The organism is Flavobacterium sp. DSP2-3-1 (genome assembly GCF_049896865.1).
Taxonomy (GTDB): Bacteria; Bacteroidota; Bacteroidia; order Flavobacteriales; family Flavobacteriaceae; genus Flavobacterium.
This window is the reverse complement of record NZ_JAFCVD010000008.1, coordinates 36,215-55,114: the sequence shown is the minus strand read 5'-3', so window position 1 is coordinate 55,114 and position 18,900 is coordinate 36,215. Positions and strand designations below refer to the sequence as shown.

Below are 18,900 nucleotides of genomic sequence, written 5' to 3'. Positions count from 1 at the left end.
CTTTTATTCTATTTAATTATTGTATTAATCAATCTTAGAGTTGTGTATTCATAAAAAAACGCATTCAAATTAATGAATGCGCTTTATTGGGTTTAAAATAATTTATTTTTAAGATTTAAAAAGCATATTTAAATCCAATTTGTATTTGAAATGGATTTCCTGAAAGCGAAGGAAGTCCTGCATTGTTTACTCTGTAATTAAATTGTTGTTTAGCGCTGTCAAATCCGGGAACTGCAGCTGTTGTTCCCGATGCTGGTGTGCCTAAAGCATATAATGATTGACTTCCCAGAGATTTATTTACACCCCGTTCTTTATTAAATAAATTGGCAACATTAAATATATCAGCTGTAAATTCCAGAAATTGTTTTTTGTCTAATGCAATCTTTTTGCTGATTCTGACATCAACAAGGCCATAAAACTCATTTACACCGCCATTCCTTTCGGCTAATTTTCCAGAGTATTTATTGATATATTCTTTCAAACTTTGACTTGCATCAGGGTTGTCAAGAATGGTTTCTAATCCCGTTTTTATATTCTGAGGAACCGCTGGATCATTGATGTCAAAAATATACGCTAAGTCATTTGAAGCAGCGACAAAATCGGCATTTGTATTTCCTCCTGAAAGTAAGCTGTAGCGAGTGCCACCGATGCCAGAATAACGAACACCAACATTGAAACCATAAAAAGTAGGTAATGTTCCGTAAAACACTACTTTATGTCGAAAATGATTATCTGAATAACTCATTTTGCTCAAGTCTCTTGGATCATCTTTTACCGGTAAAACTAAAGTTGCTGTGTTGGCAACGTTTCCGTTATATGAAGTATTGTCTTTTGTGTCATTCAAGGTGTAGCTCGCAGAAATTTCCCCATCTTTAAAATAACGGTAAGTAGCATCTACAACCAGTGCAAATTGATTGACTTTACCTTCGCTGTTTAATTCTAAAACACGTCCTAATTTCTTGCTGATACGTCCTTGCATCCAGTCTCCCGCGCCATTTGCCGGAATTGAACTTGCAGGAACATATACACCACGATTTCCTTCATTGCCCAAAGTAAAAAATGGATCTGCTACCATATTTCGGTCTACATAAACATAGTTATTGCGTCCTAAAGTTGCATATCCTGCTATTCCTGCTTTTAATTTATCAGTGAAGAAATGGGAGTACGATATATTTGCTTTATAGACTACCGGTACTTTAGCATTTGTTCCTGTGAAATTAATAGTTGGTAATTGAAACGCATCCAAAGTGGGAATACTGGCATAATTATTTCGATAATTAATGAAATTTGGCATCGGAACATTTGGAGATCGTACATCGACAGTAGCGGTGTGATTTCCATCAAAATATAAATTATTGATGACCGCATAGTTATTTAAATCGGAAGCAAAAATTCCAGCTCCTAAACGAACATAATCTTTGTGGCCTTCATTCACATCCCAAGATAATTGCACTCGCGGTTGAAGAATAGCTGACTGAAGTTTGTTATCAGTACGAATGCCTAATTCATCAAAAACCAATTGATTGAATGTTGCCGTCGGGTATTTAGCATAATCAAATCGCAATCCTAAAGTTAGGTCTAATCCCAATGCAATTTTAGTTTGTAGCTGACCATAAATTCCGGCGTTTAATATATTTGAAGTTACGGTAGGATCAGCTACTAATGGTACTTCTCTATAATATCGATAAGGTGTTAAGTTGATAAAATTAGCAACACTATTAAAATGGAAACGACCATTTACTTCGCTACCATATAAAGATTTTGAATTGGTTTGCATTAAATCAAAACCAAAAGTATATTTAACTTTATCCGTGTTAAAGTATAAATTATCTACAATTTGAAAAACATTATTGGTGAATTTTTCTTGGGCAAACCGGTGTCCGCCAATTTGGATATTCGAAGTTCTTACTGCTCCATTAATAGTTGAAGCAACATTTTCTACAACAGCACGTGGAATATTGAACGAAGGCAATTGATCTCCTGGATTACTGTCTTGAAAAGTATATAAATGTTGCACTTTTAGTTCATTTGTAACTCTGGAATTTACTTTTGTTCGTAAAGAAGCTAAAATACTGTTGTCAACATTAAAATCGTCGCCATATGATTCATATAAATTGATGGTCGTATTATCTTGTAAGCCTAGTTTATTATTATCATAGGTAAAGTTATTACGTACCGTCAATAAATTATTACTGTCAATTTGCCAATCGATACGAGCAAAAGCGGCATCAGAATTACGTTTTTTGTCAAAAGTTCCATATTGTGGAGTGTTAGAAACGCCATATTTATTGCGGGCAATAGTTACAAAATTATCTAATGTGGCTCTTGTAACATTAAAACGTAATTCGTCTTCTGCGGATTGAACATCAGCTATAATTAATGGACGGGAATCTTGTTGGTGGTCCCACGCTACAAAAAAATGCAATTTATCTTTTATGATTGGTCCGCCAAAAGTGAAACCATATTGTGACGTAGAAAAATCATTTTGACGTCTGTTTCCTCTAATATCGTACGGGCTTGACAGCCAGTCTGCACGATTATAAGCAAACATACTTCCTGTAAAATCATTTGTCCCTGATTTAGTCACAGCACTTACTGTTCCACCGCCACTTCGACCGTAGCCTACATCATATTGATTGGTAACGACCTTGAATTCTCTTACGGCTTCAATCGATATGGAGTAAGGAGCACCACTTCGACTTGTTGTAGATCCTGCCGAAGTTGGGTTTTTAGCATTCATTCCGTCCAGCGTGTAATTAGTGGAAGAAGCTAATTGCCCTGAAATATTTCCACCTCTGCTCAAAGGCGATAAATCCATTAAGCTGGTAAAATTTCTTCCGTTTACCGGTAACGCATTAATCAGTTTTGCGGTTACTGCCGTCGCTGCTCCTAAGTTTCCTGTTTTATTTTTTAAACCTCTTCCTACAACTTCGACAACTTCTAAATTTTGCATGTCGTTTTGCATTACCATTTCAATATTTATTAAATCACCTTGATTTAAAGTGTAGCCGGAGCGCTTTTGTTCTCCGTGACCTAAAGCTGTAACGCTAATAGTATAAGGTCCGCCTAACGGTAATTCTTTGAAGGTAAAAGCGCCTTTGAAATTAGACAAGGAGTTGGTTTTAAATCCAGTTGACTCATTCCGAATTTGAACCATTGCATCTTTTATAGGTTCTGAATTACTGCCTAAAACGATACCTGATATGGACGCTTGAGTAGTTTGCGCAAAATTTTTATTGCCGACAAATACTGTCAGCACAATCGTAAATAAAAATAATTTGAGTTGTTTCATGAATACTATTTTTTTGTTTTTTAGTGCTGACAAAGGAATCGACTAATTGAAAAATGGTCGTTACTTTAACAATAATACTAGAATACTTTTATGTTAATGAAATCTAAAAAAGAGGTTAAAAAGAACCTTTTTTTGCGATTTTGTTAACAATTTGAATACTGAAATCATTGAATTTGTTTAAATAAAATAGTCTTAATTTAATCCTTCCTTAATATTTGAGACTGCCGCATAATCTATTTTTACTATAAAAACTTAAATGAAAATTATGAAATTCACTAAACTATTATTGGCATCATCAGTAGTCCTATTATTTTCAAATTGCACTTCAAATAAATTTGTTGTTTGTGGTCACAGAGGAGCAATGGGGCATGCCACAGAGAATACATTGGCATCAATAGAAAAAGGAATAGAGTTAAAAGCGGATATGTTAGAAATAGATGTTTTTAAAATAAAAACGGGAGAAATGGTTGTTTTTCATGATGATGATTTGGATCGAATCACAAACGCAAAAGGTAAAATTGAAGAATACACTTTCAATGAATTGAGAAAAGTTTTGGTTGCTGGAAAACATCAAATCCCAACTTTACAAGAAGTTATTGAGACCATTGATAAAAGAGTAGTGCTTAATATTGAGTTGAAAGGAACTAATACCGCAACGGATACGTACAGAATTATAGAAGAATATAAGAAAAAAGGATGGAGAAATAAAGATTTCTTTATTTCTAGTTTTCGAATAGGAGAATTGCAAAAAATGAGGTCTCTAAGTAATGAAATAGCTATTGGGTTGCTTACGTACAAAGATCCTATAGAGACTATTATAAAAACTGGAAAAGAGCTAAATGCGCAGGCAATAAACCCATATTTTAAAACTTTAACGGCTGAAAATGTAGCGATAATGAAAGCGAATAATTTTAAAATCTATCCTTGGACGGTGAATGAACTTGCGGATATTAAGAATTTACAAGGACTTAAAGTAAGCGGAATTATTACGGATTATCCGGAAAGAGTTATAAGGTAATTTTTTAGTAATCGGTATTCGCTTTTGATTTTAATCAAGTGGTCTAAAATTAATTTAGATCACTTTTTTTATTTTTAAAGGATTAAAAATCGATGCTATTTTATAAAAAGAAAACTACCTTTTGTTCTGAATAATTTCTGCCAGAAGTTTTTTGGCGCGAAGCAATTTAATCTTTACATTACTCAATGGTTCACCAATTTTATTGGCAATTTCCTGGTAACTCATTTCCTGAAAATAGCGCAACTGAATCACTTCTTGATAATGTGGTTTCAATTCTTTGATGAATTGCAATAACCGGGAAAGGTTTTGTTCAGTAATCAATTCATCTTCTGCAGATGGAGTAGTGTCAGCAATATTGTAGGCTTGCTGGTCTTCTTCATCAGTAATTTCTACAAAAAGACTTGATTTCTTTTTTCGCAATAAATCAATGTATACATTTTTTGCAATAGCAATAAGCCAAGTGTTAAATTGGAATTCCGAGTTGTAAGAAGCTATTTTATCAAATGCTTTCGAGAAAGTTTCTATAGTAACATCCTCTGCATTGGTTTCGTTTTCGGTACGTTTCAGCATAAAACCATACACTTCATTCCAATAATAATTCAATAGAAAAGTGAAGGCAACCTGATCGCCTTGTTTTGCTTTTTCTATTTGTTTGTTTATTTCCAATGTATTGGTTTTGAGAATATATTTGTTATAAAAATATTGATTTGTGTGAAGATAAGTACTACCTCGACGACAGGAAACCAGAATTTAATGTCATTTTCTTTAAGTTTACCTGCTGAAAAACCTACCACAATCCATGCCACAAGATAACGCAATGCTATTAAACTTAAAACTAATATCCATTGAAATTGAAAAGCCAACAGGATAATGGGCAATAAAATGAATAGTAATTGCGAACAATAGAATGCTCCCAATTGTAATTTATCGAATGGTTTATAATAATTTGCCGTCGCAATATGCCTTCTCTTTTGGGTCAACCAGTCTTTATAAGTAGTTTTTGGTTTAGAAAGCGTAAAACTTTCGAGTGTATAGGCAATAGTAGTGTTTTTAGCTTTTGCAGCTTGGTTTACAAATAAATCATCATCGCCAGAACGAATCTGCATGTGTTCAATGAATCCATTTACATTGAAAAATTCTTCTTTTTTGTAGGCTAAATTTCTTCCGACGCCCATGTAAGGATGTCCAATTTTTGCCCATGAAAAATATTGAATTGCGGTCAATAAAGTTTCAAAACGAATTATTTTATTCAGAAATGAATTAGGAATTTTTTCATATTTACCATAACCCAAAACAATTGTTTTTTGCATGGTAAATTGAGAACTCATTGCTGTTATCCATTCTTTTGAAGTGGGGTAACAATCAGCATCCGTGAACAATAAGTACTCTTTTCTGGCCGCTTTTATTCCCAATGTCAAAGCATATTTTTTGTTTCCCCAAAAGGCTTCATTGTTCTCGACTTTTACCAAACGAACATTAGGATATTGCTTTTCAAAACCTTCAAAAATATCCAAAGTACGATCACTTGACGCATCATCAATCAGTACAATTTCAAAATCAGGATAGTTTTGTTCCGCAAGTAGGGGAATAAAATTTGCGACATTTTCTTCTTCGTTTTTGGCACAAACAATTACCGTAATCGGGATTCTTTTAGGTGTAATTTTCTGCGCGTCAGCGAAAGCAAATTTTCGAAAAACACCTAAATAATACGAAATTTGAATGACAACAATAAAAATAAAAAAGTAAAGAATTAGTCTAAGCATTTGAGTTTTATGAGTTTTTAATATCGATGCCGAGGCCTCGAAACGGGAGAGTGCAAAGGTATGAATTGAATTCTAAATTGTTAAATACAATTCGTGAATTTCGAAAGAAATTATATTGGGCATTTCTTCATCTCATTTGCGATAGCGATGGACTGATTCGTGTTCGCTTTCTCTAACTCGGATATAATGTTTTGATGATTTTTTTTGTCTCTGTTTTGAGACAATTTTCTTGTGGCTTGGATTTCAGTAATTTCAATTTCAAATGCTACAATTCCACGAGATTGCATCATGGTTTTCGTAGATAAATTTTCTACACGAACCGGATTTTCAGATTTTTTTTCGGACTTATCAACTAGCTTTTTTAAGGATTCGATGACGGCTTCTCCTTCAATAATTTTGATTTTTCCATACACATGAACCGCAACATAGTTCCATGTTGGAACATTTTCGTGATCGTACCAAGAAGAAGAAATATAACTGTGAGGTCCGGAAAATACAGCTAGAATTTGGTCGTTGTCTGTAAAACCAATCCATTGTGGGTTTTCTTTAGAAATGTGCCCGCATAAAATGTCCTTGCCTTCATTATTGGTCTCCAGTTCCAAAGGAATATGTGTTGCGCACAATTTCCCATTGGTTTGATTGATGAGAATACCAAAACTATTCTCTTGCAGAAATTTTTTTATTTCTTCTTGATTCTCGTTTTTGTAGATTTCTGGAGTGTACATTTTTACTTTAAGAATTAGGATTTAGCAGTTTTGAAATGCTATTTTGGTATTAATAATCTGAAATCCATAAAAAATTCCGATTTTTGTAGAGCTGAACACTGCGACGGAACACTGCAAGCTGAAATCTATATCACATTAACTTCGGCTTCAATATGAATTCCAAACATTTTAAAAATAGTGTGCTGAATATCTTTAGAAACATTCAAAATTTCCTGACCGGTTGCATTACCGTAATTCACTAAAACCAAAGCTTGGTTTTTATGGATTCCGGCATCTCCAAAACGTTTTCCTTTGAAACCAGCTTGTTCAATTAGCCAGCCAGCGGGAACTTTTACTTCGGTTTCTGAAATGTCAAAATATTTCATTTCAGGAAATTGTTGATGAATTTTTTGGAAATCTGATTTCAGGAGAATTGGGTTTTTAAAGAAACTACCGCTGTTACCCAACTGTTTTGGATCGGGTAATTTGCTTTTCCGAATAGTAATTACGGCGTTACTAACATCCTTTAAAGTAGGATTAGTGATGTTGTTTCTGGCTAATTCAGCCGAAATATCTCCGTAAGAAGTATTAATTTTATGGTTCGTTTTTGTCAATTTAAAGACAACTGATGTAATAATATATTGGTTTTTTACTTTGTTTTTAAAAATGCTTTCTCGGTACCCAAAATGACATTCTTCCTTCGTAAACGTTTTCATTTCCTGACTTGCTATTGTCATTGCCTCACAGGAAACAAAAGTGTCTTTTATTTCGGTTCCATACGCTCCAATGTTTTGGACTGGCGTAGTTCCAATATTTCCCGGAATAAGTGACATATTCTCCAGTGCTCCAAAATTTTGGTTGATGGTCCAAAGCACAAATTCATGCCAGCTCTCTCCAGCTTGACATTCGACCCAGACAAAATCGTCGTTTTCTTTTATAATTTTCTTGCCTTTTAAATCGATATGAATTACTAGCGCATCAATGTCCTTTGTAAAAAGCATATTGCTTCCACCGCCTAAAATAAATTTTTGGATGGTTTTATTTTCTTCTAAAACATTTTTTAATTCCTGCACAGAATGTACTGCGACAAACTGTTTTGCTTTGGCTTCAATACCAAATGTATTGTATTTTTTTAAAGAGAAATTATGCTGTATTTCCATAAAAGAAAGTGCGTTTTGTATTGTTGAATTATGCATCAAAAGTAAGAATTAAAATTTAGTTGCATACGTTTTCATCCAGATATGCATCATAAACAATGGCATAATATAAGGAGTCATTCTAGTATCGCCTTTTTGTAAATTCAGTAATAATTTCTGGATATTAATGTGTTCGAAATAAGGGATTTGAAATAGATCACTTTTTGAAAAAGAGTCTAATTCGTCTTTAAAAGCCGGGCTTTTTGTAATGTAATCGCCCCAAGGCGCACTCAAACCTACTTTTCTAAAATTCAGAATTTCATTTGGTAAACGTTCTTCCATTGCTTTTTTCAGAATGAATTTCCATTTTTTTCCTGAGAAGAGCCACTTGTCATCCAATGATCCTAGCCCAATAATTAATCTCGGGTCCAGAAATGGTTCTCTACACTCAATGGATGCGCCCATTGTACAACGATCGTTTCTATCCAGCAGCGAGCATAAATAGGTATGTTGGTCAAAATAAAGTGCTTGTCTGCGTAAATTATCAGGATACAATGATTTTGCTTCTTCGTAGATTTTTCTCCTATATTCGTTTGTTGGAGGTGTATTTATGCCAAAAGTTTTTGCAATATCATTAGGGTAAATATTCGAGCCATTGTAAATAACCAAATCAGATTTTTTACTGATTTGAGCGTAACGACGCAGCTTTTCATACCTCGGTGTTTTAGAAAATAATTCGATGTTGCTGATGGTCGCAATTGAATTTAACAAAGACGGATATTTCAAAGCTTTGTAGCGTACATAACCGCCCATTAATTCATCGGCGCCTTCACCCGACAGCAATACTTTTACGGCAGGTTTTGCCATTTGTGCTACTGCTAAAATATGTGGTTCGCTTAAATGCATAATGGGTTCATCCTGAAAATAAGTTGAACTGATTAATTGATCATAAAGATTTTTATTTTCTAATTGCATTGTGTGAAATCCATAATTGAACTTCTCGGCCATCATTTTTGCTAAGTGCGCTTCGTTGTGTTCCTTTTCTTTGAAACCCATATTGAACGTCTGGATGTCTTTGTATTTTTGATGGTGCAATGACGCTAAAACCGAGGAAGAATCCAGTCCGCCGCTTAATAGTACACCGACAGGAACGTCGCTCACCATTCGCGTTTTAACAGAATCATCAAAGGTTTCCCGAAACCATTCAATAGGATTTTTTATTTTAGGCTGATTTTGAATTTCCTTTTTTAAATCCCACCATTTTTGGTTAGTGGTTTTTCCACCTTCATGAATGGTCATAATATGTCCAGGCAACACTTTTTTTATGTTCTGGTACAATGTGTTTTCGCCGGCTACAAATCGGTTAAAAATATATTCTTCCAGTCCGTCTTGCGCCATTTTAAGCGGAACTCCGGCCGTGAAAAGTGCTTTTTGCTCCGATGCAAAATAAAATGTTTCGTTATAAAAAGAATAATATAGCGGTTTAACGCCCATTCTGTCTCGAACAAGAGTCAGCTTTTTTTCTAATTTATCCCAAATAGCAAAAGCAAACATTCCATTGAGGCGGCCGAGCATTTTTAAGCCGTGCAATTCAAATAATTTCATTAAAACCTCCGTATCCGAAGTAGTTTTGATGTCAAAACCGCTGCTTTTCAACTCAGGGTAAAATTCTTTATAATTATAGATTTCGCCATTGTAAACCATAATGTATCTTCCGTCCTCTGAAAAGAAAGGTTGGTGTCCGGCTAAAGAAACATCCAGAATTGAAAGTCTTCGGTGTCCTAAACCAATATTACTTGCTATAAATAATCCTTTGTCATCCGGGCCGCGATGTTCCAGAGAATCCCGCATTTTTACAAGATTGCGTTCGTCTACTTTTTTTTGAGATTGTAAATGCAAGATTCCATTAATTCCACACATAATTAATTGGAGTGATTTGAGTTAATTAATTCGTGGTATTTTTGGGCAATAATCTTCATATTTGTAATGTAGTCAGCATTTTTTACAACAAATGTCCTGTTGTTAGAAACGGCTTGTGCCCTGTGATCTCTATTTTCAAAAGCCCAAATTAATTCCTCGGCAAGCTTTTCAGAATCGTCAACGGTAACTAATTGACCGTTTTTTCGATGCTCAATCCAACTTTGATTTCCTGTAATGTCACTCACTATTGGATAACAATTTGTAGCCATCGCTTCAAATAAGGATGCCGAAACGCCTTCTGTTATGGGCATACTGATGTAAATATTAGATTCTTGCAATAGCTTTGGCAATTCCGTATTCAGAATTCTTCCGGTAAAATTGACTTTATTTTCGATACCTAAATGTTTTGCTAAATTTTTCAATTTTTCAAGTTGCGTTCCTTCTCCTACAATTTTAAGGACGAAATCTATCCCTTTTTGGTTTAAAATAGCAAATGCCTTTAAAATAGTAGCGTGGCGGTATTCCGGCATCAAAGAGCGGGTGACGATAGCGCAAATTTTTTCAGGATTGGCAGTGTTTTGATTGCCAAATTGTGCCAAATCAATTCCCTTTGGTAATACCAAGACCTTACTCATGTCAACTTTAGCCTGCAGCATAGATATAGTCATCACGGGTCCCCAAGCATGAATTAAATCGGCTTTTTTGAAAGCGTAATACTGAATTATTTTTTTTAACGGAAGTGAAATAGATTTTTCCGGCCACAAATCTGTTCGGCCTTGTTGCGCAATTGCTACAGGTTTTACTCCGGACAATGCAGCAAGAAAGCCATAACTGGTAGTTCGTTCCGCAATAACCATATCCGGTTTATGCAGCTGGATTAGTTTTTTGATTTTGAAAATAGCAAATTCAAATTCGAAAATCCTTAAAATTCGTTTCCTAAAACAATCGCTGGGCGTTTTTAATTCCCAAGTGATGATTTCGAAATTGCCAAATTCCCTGAGTCCGTTCATCCAAGTGATGGCATCGGCTCTATAGGATTCTCCAAGAAAAAGTATTTTCTTTTTTTTCATTTTAATTATTCCGACGTTAAGGCGCGATTGATGAAATCGTTCAATGGTTTTAGCGCAATCAGTTTTTGGCTCATTACACCAACAAAATCTTTTTTTGCAGCAGCTGAGAACTCAATTTTCTGAGAAGACTCAAAGCTCTTTAATTTTAATAATTCTATCGCCGGATGTTCTTTGTCATAGCCTCTTGGTGGGTTTTTTAAAGTATCTTTTTCATTTCTATCAAAGTCGCCAAATTCCCTTTTGAAATTTTTTTCCTCAAGAATAGCTTCGAGATCATCATGAAAATAGGCAATTTCTTTGCGCATTTTTTTTAAATCTTCGGACTCTGGGCAATACAATCCACCAGCAATAAAACTTGCGTCTTTTTCTAAGTGAATGTAATAACCGGAACGATTCAGCCCTTTCGCACCAGACGAAAGCCAGATTCCTAAGTGGGATTTGTACGGCGTTTTGTCCTTAGAAAACCGAATGTCGCGATTGATTCTAAACGTACAATTTTTGACTTCAAGCATTTCCAGCGATGGGTCCAGCGGTTTCATGGCATCCAGTAAATCAGCAACTAATTGTTGGTAATCTTTCTTGAAAGCTTCGTAACGTTTTTTATTTTCTAAAAACCAATCCCGGTTGTTATTGGCTTTTAAATCATCCAAAAATTGCAGTGTTTCTTTTGAAAGCATCTAGTACTATTGTATTTGTTCTCTTAATTCTCCTTCGCTAATGAAACTGGATTTTCTCCATTTTACTGCTGCTTTTTCATACAATAATATTGTAGGAAGTTCACTAATTTTCATTTCGGTCATTAAAGTTTTGTTTTTGTCGGCATCCAATCGTATGATGGTTACACTATCTGCTAGTTCAGTTTGCATTTTTGTGATGTAGGGTGTCATTTTTTTGCAAGGCGCACACCATTCAGCATAAAAACTAACCAATACTTTTTTATCGGAGTCTACTAATTTATTGTAGTCCTGCAAAGTCATTCCGATTATTTTGTTGCTCGGTTTAGACAGTCCTGCAGCGTCCCATTTTAAAATACCGCCCTGTAATTGATAAACATTTGTAAAACCAAGTTCTTCCAGTTTTGCAACGGCACTTTGACTTCTTCCGCCGCTTTTGCAGTACACATAAACAGGTTTTGTTTTGTCCAGTTTTTCGGTTCCCGCAACAAAGCTGTCTCCGAGCCAATCTACGTTGACGGCCTTGTCTATATGATCTGACGAAAATTCCGCAGGCGTTCGTACATCCAGAATTTGTGGATTTGTTGTTGCTGCGATTTTTTCGCTAAAAGCTTTTGCATCGATAGTTTGGCTTTCTTTTGATGCTTGTCCATTACAAGATAAAAAAGCAAAAGATATGATTAATAGAAATATTGAACTGAATTTCATTGTAATTTGATTTAAATTTGAATAGGCTAAATTAGTTTTTTTCGATTTTTGAACGCTATAAAAACTATTAAATAAAAGTTATAAGTTGAAAATTTTATAGCTCTGATGCGTCGATTTTAAAATAACTTCAGTACGCTCCGGATGCGTATCCGAAATGAATAGTTGTCCAAAAGTATCACTGTTGACCATTTCGATTATTTTGGCCACCCGACTTTCATCTAATTTGTCAAAAATATCATCAAATAACAGAATTGGTTTCACACCGCTTTGTTTTTTTAAAAATTCAAATTGTGCTAGTTTTAAAGCGATTAAATAGGATTTTTGTTGGCCTTGTGAGCCAAATTTCTTTATTGGATGTTCATCAATATCAAAAGCTAAATCGTCTTTATGAATTCCCACACTCGTGTAATGTAAAGCGCGGTCTTTATTAATGTTTTCCTGTAAAAGGCTTAGTAAATCTTTCTCAAATAAATGACTTTCATACACAAGCTGAACAGTTTCCTGCGAACCTGTTATGGCTTGATGGTGCGTGTTGAAAATAGGAATGAATTGTTCTATGAATTCTTTTCTTTTTTCAAAAATATAATTGCCAAAACCGTTGAGTTGCTCATTATAGATAGACAGCGTATCGGTATCAAAAACATGGTTCAATGCAAAATATTTTAATAAAGCGTTGCGCTGGCTCATTACTTTCTGGTATTGAATAAGTTGCTGCAAATAATGGAAATCCAGTTGCGAAATGACGCTGTCCATAAATTTCCGTCTGGTTTCACTGCCTTCCACAATCAAATCTCTGTCGGCTGGGGATATAATCACCAAAGGAATAAATCCAATATGGTCCGAAAACTTATCGTATGCTTTGCCGTTGCGTTTCAATATTTTCTTCTGGCCTTTTTTAAGACTGCAGACTATTTGTTCCGTTCGTTCATTCTTATCAAATGTAGCGTCAATGACAAAAAATTCCTCTCCGTGTTTAATATTTTGGACCGCTAACGGATTAAAATAGCTTTTTCCGTATGATAAATGATAAATAGCATCCAGCACATTTGTTTTACCAATTCCGTTTTTGCCTACAAAACAATTTATTTTGCTGTCGAAATCAAAATTTGCTTCTGAGAAATTCTTATAATTGAATAATGAAATCTTTTTTAAATACATGGGTAAGGCTTGCTGGTATTGAGAACTTTACTGTTTTTAAATGGGTTTTTTAAAGTGGGTGCAAATTATTGAAAAATATCGATAAAACCTTCTTTTCTGTTTTTTCTCTGAGAATTATTTTGTCTTTGGAAACCAAGAATTCCGCAGTATATTTTTTTTTAATATAAAAGCATATTTTTTGTGTGGGTTTGAATAAAAATTTTATTTTTGCGACTCACTAAATTAAATTTAAATGGCTACTTACAATAAAAGAGGATATAAAGCACCAAAAGAAAAAGAAGTAAAAGAAGAAGGAGTTGAAGCGGTAATCATTGACGAAAAAGACAGTACAACTGCTGAAGTTTTTTCAAAATTAGATGAAAGTGCTACAATAACGGAGGACTGGGTTGCCAAAAATCAAAAAATCATTATTGGATTAGTTGCCGCTGCAGCGATATTAACTATTGGATATTTAGCATACCAAAGATTTATTGCTTCGCCAAAACAAGATGAGGCCGCTAATGAAATGTTCGTTGCACAACAAAATTTTCAAAAAGCAACGGATGGAGTAGCAAGTGATTCATTATATAAGTTGTCTTTAAACGGTTCAGAAGGGAAATTTGGATTCTTGAAAATAGCAGATGAATATTCGGGAACTGATGCGGGTAATTTAGCAAATTATTATGCTGGAATTGCCTATTTGAATACAGGAAAATATACAGAAGCAATTGATTATTTGAGCAAGTTTAAATCAGATGATATTGTTTTAGGAGCTTTGGCAAAAGGAGCGATTGGAGATGCTTATTCTCAAAAAAATCAACCAAAGGAAGCTTTGGAAAATTATGTAAAAGCTGCTGAATCAAACAAAAATGATTTTACAACGCCGCGTTTCTTGTTGAAAGCTGGAAAAATTGCTCTGGCTCTAGGAAATAAGGCAGATGCATTAAAATATTTTACTGATATCAAAGAAAATTATGAAGCTACTCCAGAAGCTGCTTCAGTTGACGTTTTGATAGGATTAGCACAATAGTAAAAAATGATTTAAGATTGGTGATTTAAGATTGTAGACTTTTGATTTCAAAATGCTATCTTTAATATCTGAAATCAAAATTTTAAAATCAAAATTCTAAAATCAAATGGCTACCGAAAATAAAAATTTATCCGAATACGACAAAAATACTGTTCCAAATGCGAAAAATTTTCGTTTTGGAATTGTAGTTGCTGAGTGGAACGAGAATATAACTGAAGGTCTTTTTAATGGTGCGTTCAAAACCCTGTTAGAAAACGAAGTTCCAGCTGGACAAATAATCCGTTGGAACGTTCCAGGAAGCTTTGAGCTTATTTATGGCGCTAAAAAAATGTTGCAAACACAAAATGTTGATGCTGTTATTGTTATTGGATGTGTCATTCAAGGGCAAACCAAACATTTTGATTTTGTATGTGAAGGCGTAACGCAGGGTATAAAAGATTTGAATGTTCAAACGGATATTCCAGTTATATTTTGTGTACTTACTGACAATACAATGCAACAATCCATTGACAGAAGTGGAGGAATTCACGGAAATAAAGGTACCGAAGCTGCTATTGCCGCTATCAAAATGGCTTATATTCGTCAACAATCCTCGTTGTCACATCAAATTGACAACCAACATTTATTATCTTCGGGTGCTGTTCAGTTAGATGAAGGAACTCCTCTCGAATTAAAAGAATAAATAATAGCATTACCTGTTATTTTTTAGATTAATAATATAAACCTATTCCAATGGAGTAGGTTTTTTTATGCAGTTTCGTTCTGTATTCGAAACCAATACTGTTTTAAACAAACACATTTATAAAAACCTGAAAAAACAGGTTTTTATAAATGACAAATCAGTTATTGATCAGCCTATTTTTCATCGGCATTTGCAGCTTCAATATTAATCTCAGCCAAAGCGATTTCTGTTAAGGTAACATCAGCCTTTTTCTCTTCTTCAAGGGTTTTATCCAGCAGAGTAGCCACTTTGCTTTCGCCTAAAGTAACAGCATAAGCTCTCAACGTACCGTACGTAGCTATCTCGTAATGTTCTACTTTTTGTGCAGCTGCAATTATTCCGGCATCTCGTACTACTCCTAATTCAGTTTCTGCCATAATCCCATCGGCTTCTTTTAGTAAACCATCCATTGCATCACATTTTTTCCCAACTGCTTTCAGTCCTAAAGATTCAAACACTTTTTCTAAACGAGTAATATGTTCTTCTGTTTCTTTTAAGTGATGTTCAAAAGCCTGTATCAGTTTTGAAGAGGTGGCATTTTTTGCCATTTTAGGTAAGGCTTTCACCACGGCATGTTCTGCCCAAAAAATATCTTTTAATCCATCTTCAAAAAAATCTCTTAAACCTTGTGCCGCATCTGGTTTTGCTTTTACAGCTCCTTTTTTAGAGGCTACTTCTTCTTTTTCTTGTTTTTCGTTGGTCGCTTTCATAATAGATTTTTTTAATTGTTAACTTGTTTGTTTTAACAAATGTAAGTTTTAAACAAGCACAGCAATTATAGAATTTTGTTAAAACATTCCATAATTTACATTTTACAATACTGTATTTCAGGTGTTTAAATTTTTTTAATTTATAATTTTATTTTTTTTGACATATAATTTTATATAATTTTTCAGAACGTATTTATTAGTTTGCGTAGTTGTATTTGCGAGTTAACGATGGTTGAAAGCAGTTTTTAAAAAGTCCTAATTGACGGTTTTTTTAGGTTATGATTTTTTGTTTTTTTAAAGCACATTAATAATAAAACCCAATAGAAATTTATTAAATTTGTACCTCTTGGTTTTAAAAAACTTTAAACCTTAAACTTTAAACCTAAATTTTTTAATGTCGAGTATAATTCAATTACTTCCTGATCATGTTGCCAATCAAATTGCTGCTGGAGAAGTTGTTCAAAGACCAGCTTCAGTGGTCAAAGAACTGCTCGAAAATGCGGTTGATGCAAGAGCTACAGATATCAAATTAATTATAAAAGATGCCGGAAAAGCGTTGGTACAAGTAATCGACAACGGTTTAGGAATGAGCGTAACGGATGCGCGCCTGTGTTTTGAACGACACGCCACTTCGAAAATCCGTCAAGCCGAAGATTTATTTTCATTGCACACCAAAGGGTTTCGTGGTGAAGCTTTGGCTTCTATCGCTGCCATAGCGCATATAGAAATGAAAACGCGTCAAGATCAAGAGGAACTGGGAAACCATATCATCATTGAGGGTAGCAAATTTATATCACAAGAAGTGGCAGTTTTGCCAAAAGGAACTTCTTTTGCAGTTAAAAACTTATTTTTTAATATTCCGGCGCGACGTAATTTCCTGAAGTCGGATACCGTGGAATACCGTCATGTTGTTGATGAATTTCATCGTGTCGCTTTGGCGCACTCCAATATTCACTTTACGTTTTACCACAATGGCAGTGAAATGTTTAATTTGCCGCCATCTACTTTGAGACAACGGATTGTCAATATTTTTTCGGGTAAAACCAATGAAAAATTAGTGCCGGTTCAGGAAGAAACAGAAATAGTGTCCATTCAGGGATTTGTCAGCAAACCAGAATTTGCCAAGAAAAGTCGGGGAGAACAGTTTTTCTTTGTCAATGAGCGTTTTATAAAAAGTGGTTATTTACATCATGCAGTTATGGCTGCCTATGACGGAATCCTGAAAGACGGCGCACAGCCGAGTTATTTTTTATATTTATCAGTGCCACCAAACACAATTGATATCAATATTCATCCTACCAAAACAGAAATTAAATTTGATGACGAGCATGCATTATATGCGATTTTGAGAGCTTCTATAAAACATAGTTTGGGACAGTTTAATGTGGCTCCAGTATTGGATTTCGATAGGGATTCTAATTTAGACACCCCGTATCATTACAAAGATTTAACTGGAGAAACGCCTACAATTCAGGTAGATGGTACTTTCAATCCATTCTCTGAAGATAAACCCAGCAAACAATTTTCCAGTTATAGAAAACCGGAACCAACAGCCAATTGGGAAAGTCTTTATGTAGGTTTAAAACAAGATACGGATGAAATTGGACACATGACTTTCGAGAATGAAGAAGTGACTTCCTCTTTGTTCAATGACGAAGAAGTAGAGCATTCCGTTCATAAGACCTATCAAATACATAAAAAATACATCGTTTCGTCTATTAAATCAGGAATGGTAATTGTCGATCAGCAACGCGCGCATCAACGTGTTTTGTACGAACAGTTTTTGGTAAATATGACCGTTCAACAAGCTTCAAGTCAGCAATTGTTGTTTCCTTTGAACCTGTTTTTTTCGTCAAGCGAAATGGAACTTATTGGGGAGTTACAGCTGTCATTGATGAACACCGGATTTGTTTTTGAAGAAAATAATACAGATCATATCGTTATTTCAGGAATTCCGGTAAATGTAACGGAGAGTGAAGTTTCATTGGTTTTAGAACAATTGTTAAGCGATTTACATGACGGAATACCGGCAAGCAGTTTCAGTCAGAATGATACGATTGCCAAATCGATGGCCAAAAGTTTAGCCGTGAAAACAGGAACGCACTTAACCGAAAAAGAGCAGGAAAACTTGGTCAACGGACTTTTTGCCTGTAAAGATCCAAATGTTTCCCCTTTTCATAAACCCACTTTCATCACGATGCGTGTGGAAGATTTAGATAAAAAATTTGCAATATGAGAAATGTAACTGAAACCGTAAAACAATTGATTATTATCAATGTATTGTTTTTTGTAGGTACTTTGATAATAGGTGATGCTGCCTATAAAATATTAGCTTTGTATTTTCCTGAAAATCGAGATTTTCAATTGTGGCAACCGTTAACGCACATGTTTATGCATGGAAGTTTTATGCATATTTTTTTCAATATGTTTGCATTGTTTTCTTTTGGATCTGCTTTAGAGCAAATTTGGGGAAGTAAGAAATTTTTGTTCTTCTATATTTCATGTGGCTTCGGCGCGGCGTTGTTGCATACCGGAGTCAATTATTACTATTTTCAAGATGGTTTAAATACTTTGGTTTCTAATGGATTTGAAAAACAAGATATTTTGCAACTTTTGAATGAGGGTAAAATTGATACCAGATGGCAACAATTTATATCCATTTCTGATTTTCAGAATTTTACCAGTGCCTTTGCTGGAACTGCTGTTGGTGCGTCTGGAGCTATTTATGGAATAATAGTGGCATTTGCTTTTATGTTTCCAAATGCTGAATTGGCCTTGATGTTTATTCCTGTACCTATAAAAGCAAAATATTTTGTACCCGGTTTAGTTTTAGTCGATTTGTATTTAGGGATTTCTGGAAAATCAATTTTCGGAGGTGGTGGAATTGCCCATTTTGCCCACGTTGGTGGCGCTTTGTTTGGATTTATCATTATGTGGTATTGGAAAAAAAATCAGTTCAATAAAAACCGTTGGAATTAAAATTGTAATATTTTTACAAGTAGTACAACTTAAATAGC

General features: G+C 34.5%; 16 protein-coding genes. 5 read left to right on the top strand and 11 right to left on the bottom strand.

Features of this window, described 5'->3' with window-relative positions:
• Positions 1-115: 115 nt before the first annotated feature.
• Positions 116-3,292 (bottom strand): carboxypeptidase regulatory-like domain-containing protein, encoded by a 3,177-nt coding sequence (locus ACP7AT_RS10470; protein WP_426064270.1) that lies wholly within the window; start codon positions 3,290-3,292, stop codon positions 116-118.
• A gap of 265 nt (positions 3,293-3,557) precedes the next feature.
• Between ACP7AT_RS10470 and ACP7AT_RS10465 the strand changes: the two genes are divergently transcribed.
• Positions 3,558-4,310, top strand: a complete 753-nt coding sequence (locus ACP7AT_RS10465; protein WP_426064269.1) for a glycerophosphodiester phosphodiesterase — start codon at positions 3,558-3,560, stop codon at positions 4,308-4,310.
• 114 nt (positions 4,311-4,424) lie between these two features.
• On the opposite strand, the gene ACP7AT_RS10460 is transcribed toward ACP7AT_RS10465, so the two are convergent.
• The 9 genes from ACP7AT_RS10460 to recF all read right to left on the bottom strand — a co-directional run bounded on the left by ACP7AT_RS10460 (position 4,425) and on the right by recF (position 13,443).
• A complete protein-coding gene (locus ACP7AT_RS10460; protein WP_426064268.1) occupies positions 4,425-4,976 on the bottom strand; it encodes an RNA polymerase sigma factor in 552 nt (183 codons plus the stop codon).
• A complete protein-coding gene (locus ACP7AT_RS10455; RefSeq protein ID WP_426064267.1) occupies positions 4,967-6,073 on the bottom strand; it encodes a glycosyltransferase in 1,107 nt (368 codons plus the stop codon). Before ACP7AT_RS10455 ends, ACP7AT_RS10460 begins: the two co-directional genes overlap by 10 nt.
• Before the next feature lie 110 nt (positions 6,074-6,183).
• Positions 6,184-6,798 carry an FMN-binding negative transcriptional regulator gene (locus tag ACP7AT_RS10450; protein ID WP_426064266.1) on the bottom strand — a complete coding sequence of 205 codons (615 nt, stop codon included), beginning with the start codon at positions 6,796-6,798 and terminating at the stop codon, positions 6,184-6,186.
• Between the two features lie 125 nt (positions 6,799-6,923).
• On the bottom strand, positions 6,924-7,937 hold the full coding sequence (gene murB / locus ACP7AT_RS10445) for a UDP-N-acetylmuramate dehydrogenase (RefSeq protein WP_426064265.1): 1,014 nt from the start codon (positions 7,935-7,937) through the stop codon (positions 6,924-6,926).
• A 48-nt stretch (positions 7,938-7,985) separates the two neighbouring features.
• Positions 7,986-9,833 carry an asparagine synthase (glutamine-hydrolyzing) gene (gene asnB, locus ACP7AT_RS10440; protein WP_426064264.1) on the bottom strand — a complete coding sequence of 616 codons (1,848 nt, stop codon included), beginning with the start codon at positions 9,831-9,833 and terminating at the stop codon, positions 7,986-7,988.
• 2 nt (positions 9,834-9,835) lie between these two features.
• A complete protein-coding gene (locus ACP7AT_RS10435) occupies positions 9,836-10,903 on the bottom strand; it encodes a glycosyltransferase (RefSeq protein WP_426064263.1) in 1,068 nt (355 codons plus the stop codon).
• Between the two features lie 5 nt (positions 10,904-10,908).
• Positions 10,909-11,580, bottom strand: coding sequence for a DUF2461 domain-containing protein (locus ACP7AT_RS10430; RefSeq protein WP_426064262.1), 672 nt, complete (start codon positions 11,578-11,580; stop codon positions 10,909-10,911).
• Positions 11,581-11,586: 6 nt separating this feature from the next.
• Positions 11,587-12,285, bottom strand: coding sequence for a thioredoxin domain-containing protein (locus ACP7AT_RS10425; RefSeq protein ID WP_426064261.1), 699 nt, complete (start codon positions 12,283-12,285; stop codon positions 11,587-11,589).
• Positions 12,286-12,363: 78 nt separating this feature from the next.
• Positions 12,364-13,443 carry a DNA replication/repair protein RecF gene (recF, locus tag ACP7AT_RS10420; protein WP_426064260.1) on the bottom strand — a complete coding sequence of 360 codons (1,080 nt, stop codon included), beginning with the start codon at positions 13,441-13,443 and terminating at the stop codon, positions 12,364-12,366.
• 232 nt (positions 13,444-13,675) lie between these two features.
• Between recF and ACP7AT_RS10415 the strand changes: the two genes are divergently transcribed.
• Both ACP7AT_RS10415 and ribH read left to right on the top strand, forming a co-directional pair.
• The gene (locus ACP7AT_RS10415; RefSeq protein ID WP_426064259.1) at positions 13,676-14,452 is read left to right on the top strand and encodes a tetratricopeptide repeat protein; all 777 of its coding nucleotides are present in this window, start codon (positions 13,676-13,678) and stop codon (positions 14,450-14,452) included.
• A 106-nt stretch (positions 14,453-14,558) separates the two neighbouring features.
• On the top strand, positions 14,559-15,134 hold the full coding sequence (gene ribH / locus ACP7AT_RS10410; protein WP_426064258.1) for a 6,7-dimethyl-8-ribityllumazine synthase: 576 nt from the start codon (positions 14,559-14,561) through the stop codon (positions 15,132-15,134).
• Between the two features lie 173 nt (positions 15,135-15,307).
• Here the strand turns inward: ribH and ACP7AT_RS10405 are convergent, their stop codons facing one another.
• Positions 15,308-15,883, bottom strand: coding sequence for a ferritin-like domain-containing protein (locus ACP7AT_RS10405; protein ID WP_426064257.1), 576 nt, complete (start codon positions 15,881-15,883; stop codon positions 15,308-15,310).
• Between the two features lie 394 nt (positions 15,884-16,277).
• Here ACP7AT_RS10405 and mutL point away from each other — a divergent pair, with 394 nt between their 5' ends.
• Both mutL and ACP7AT_RS10395 read left to right on the top strand, forming a co-directional pair.
• Positions 16,278-18,119 carry a DNA mismatch repair endonuclease MutL gene (gene mutL / locus ACP7AT_RS10400; protein WP_426064256.1) on the top strand — a complete coding sequence of 614 codons (1,842 nt, stop codon included), beginning with the start codon at positions 16,278-16,280 and terminating at the stop codon, positions 18,117-18,119.
• Positions 18,116-18,862: a rhomboid family intramembrane serine protease gene (locus tag ACP7AT_RS10395; protein WP_426064255.1), complete on the top strand. Its 747-nt coding sequence runs from the start codon at positions 18,116-18,118 to the stop codon at positions 18,860-18,862. The genes mutL and ACP7AT_RS10395 overlap by 4 nt, the downstream gene beginning before the upstream one ends.
• The last annotated feature ends 38 nt before the right edge of the window (positions 18,863-18,900 follow it).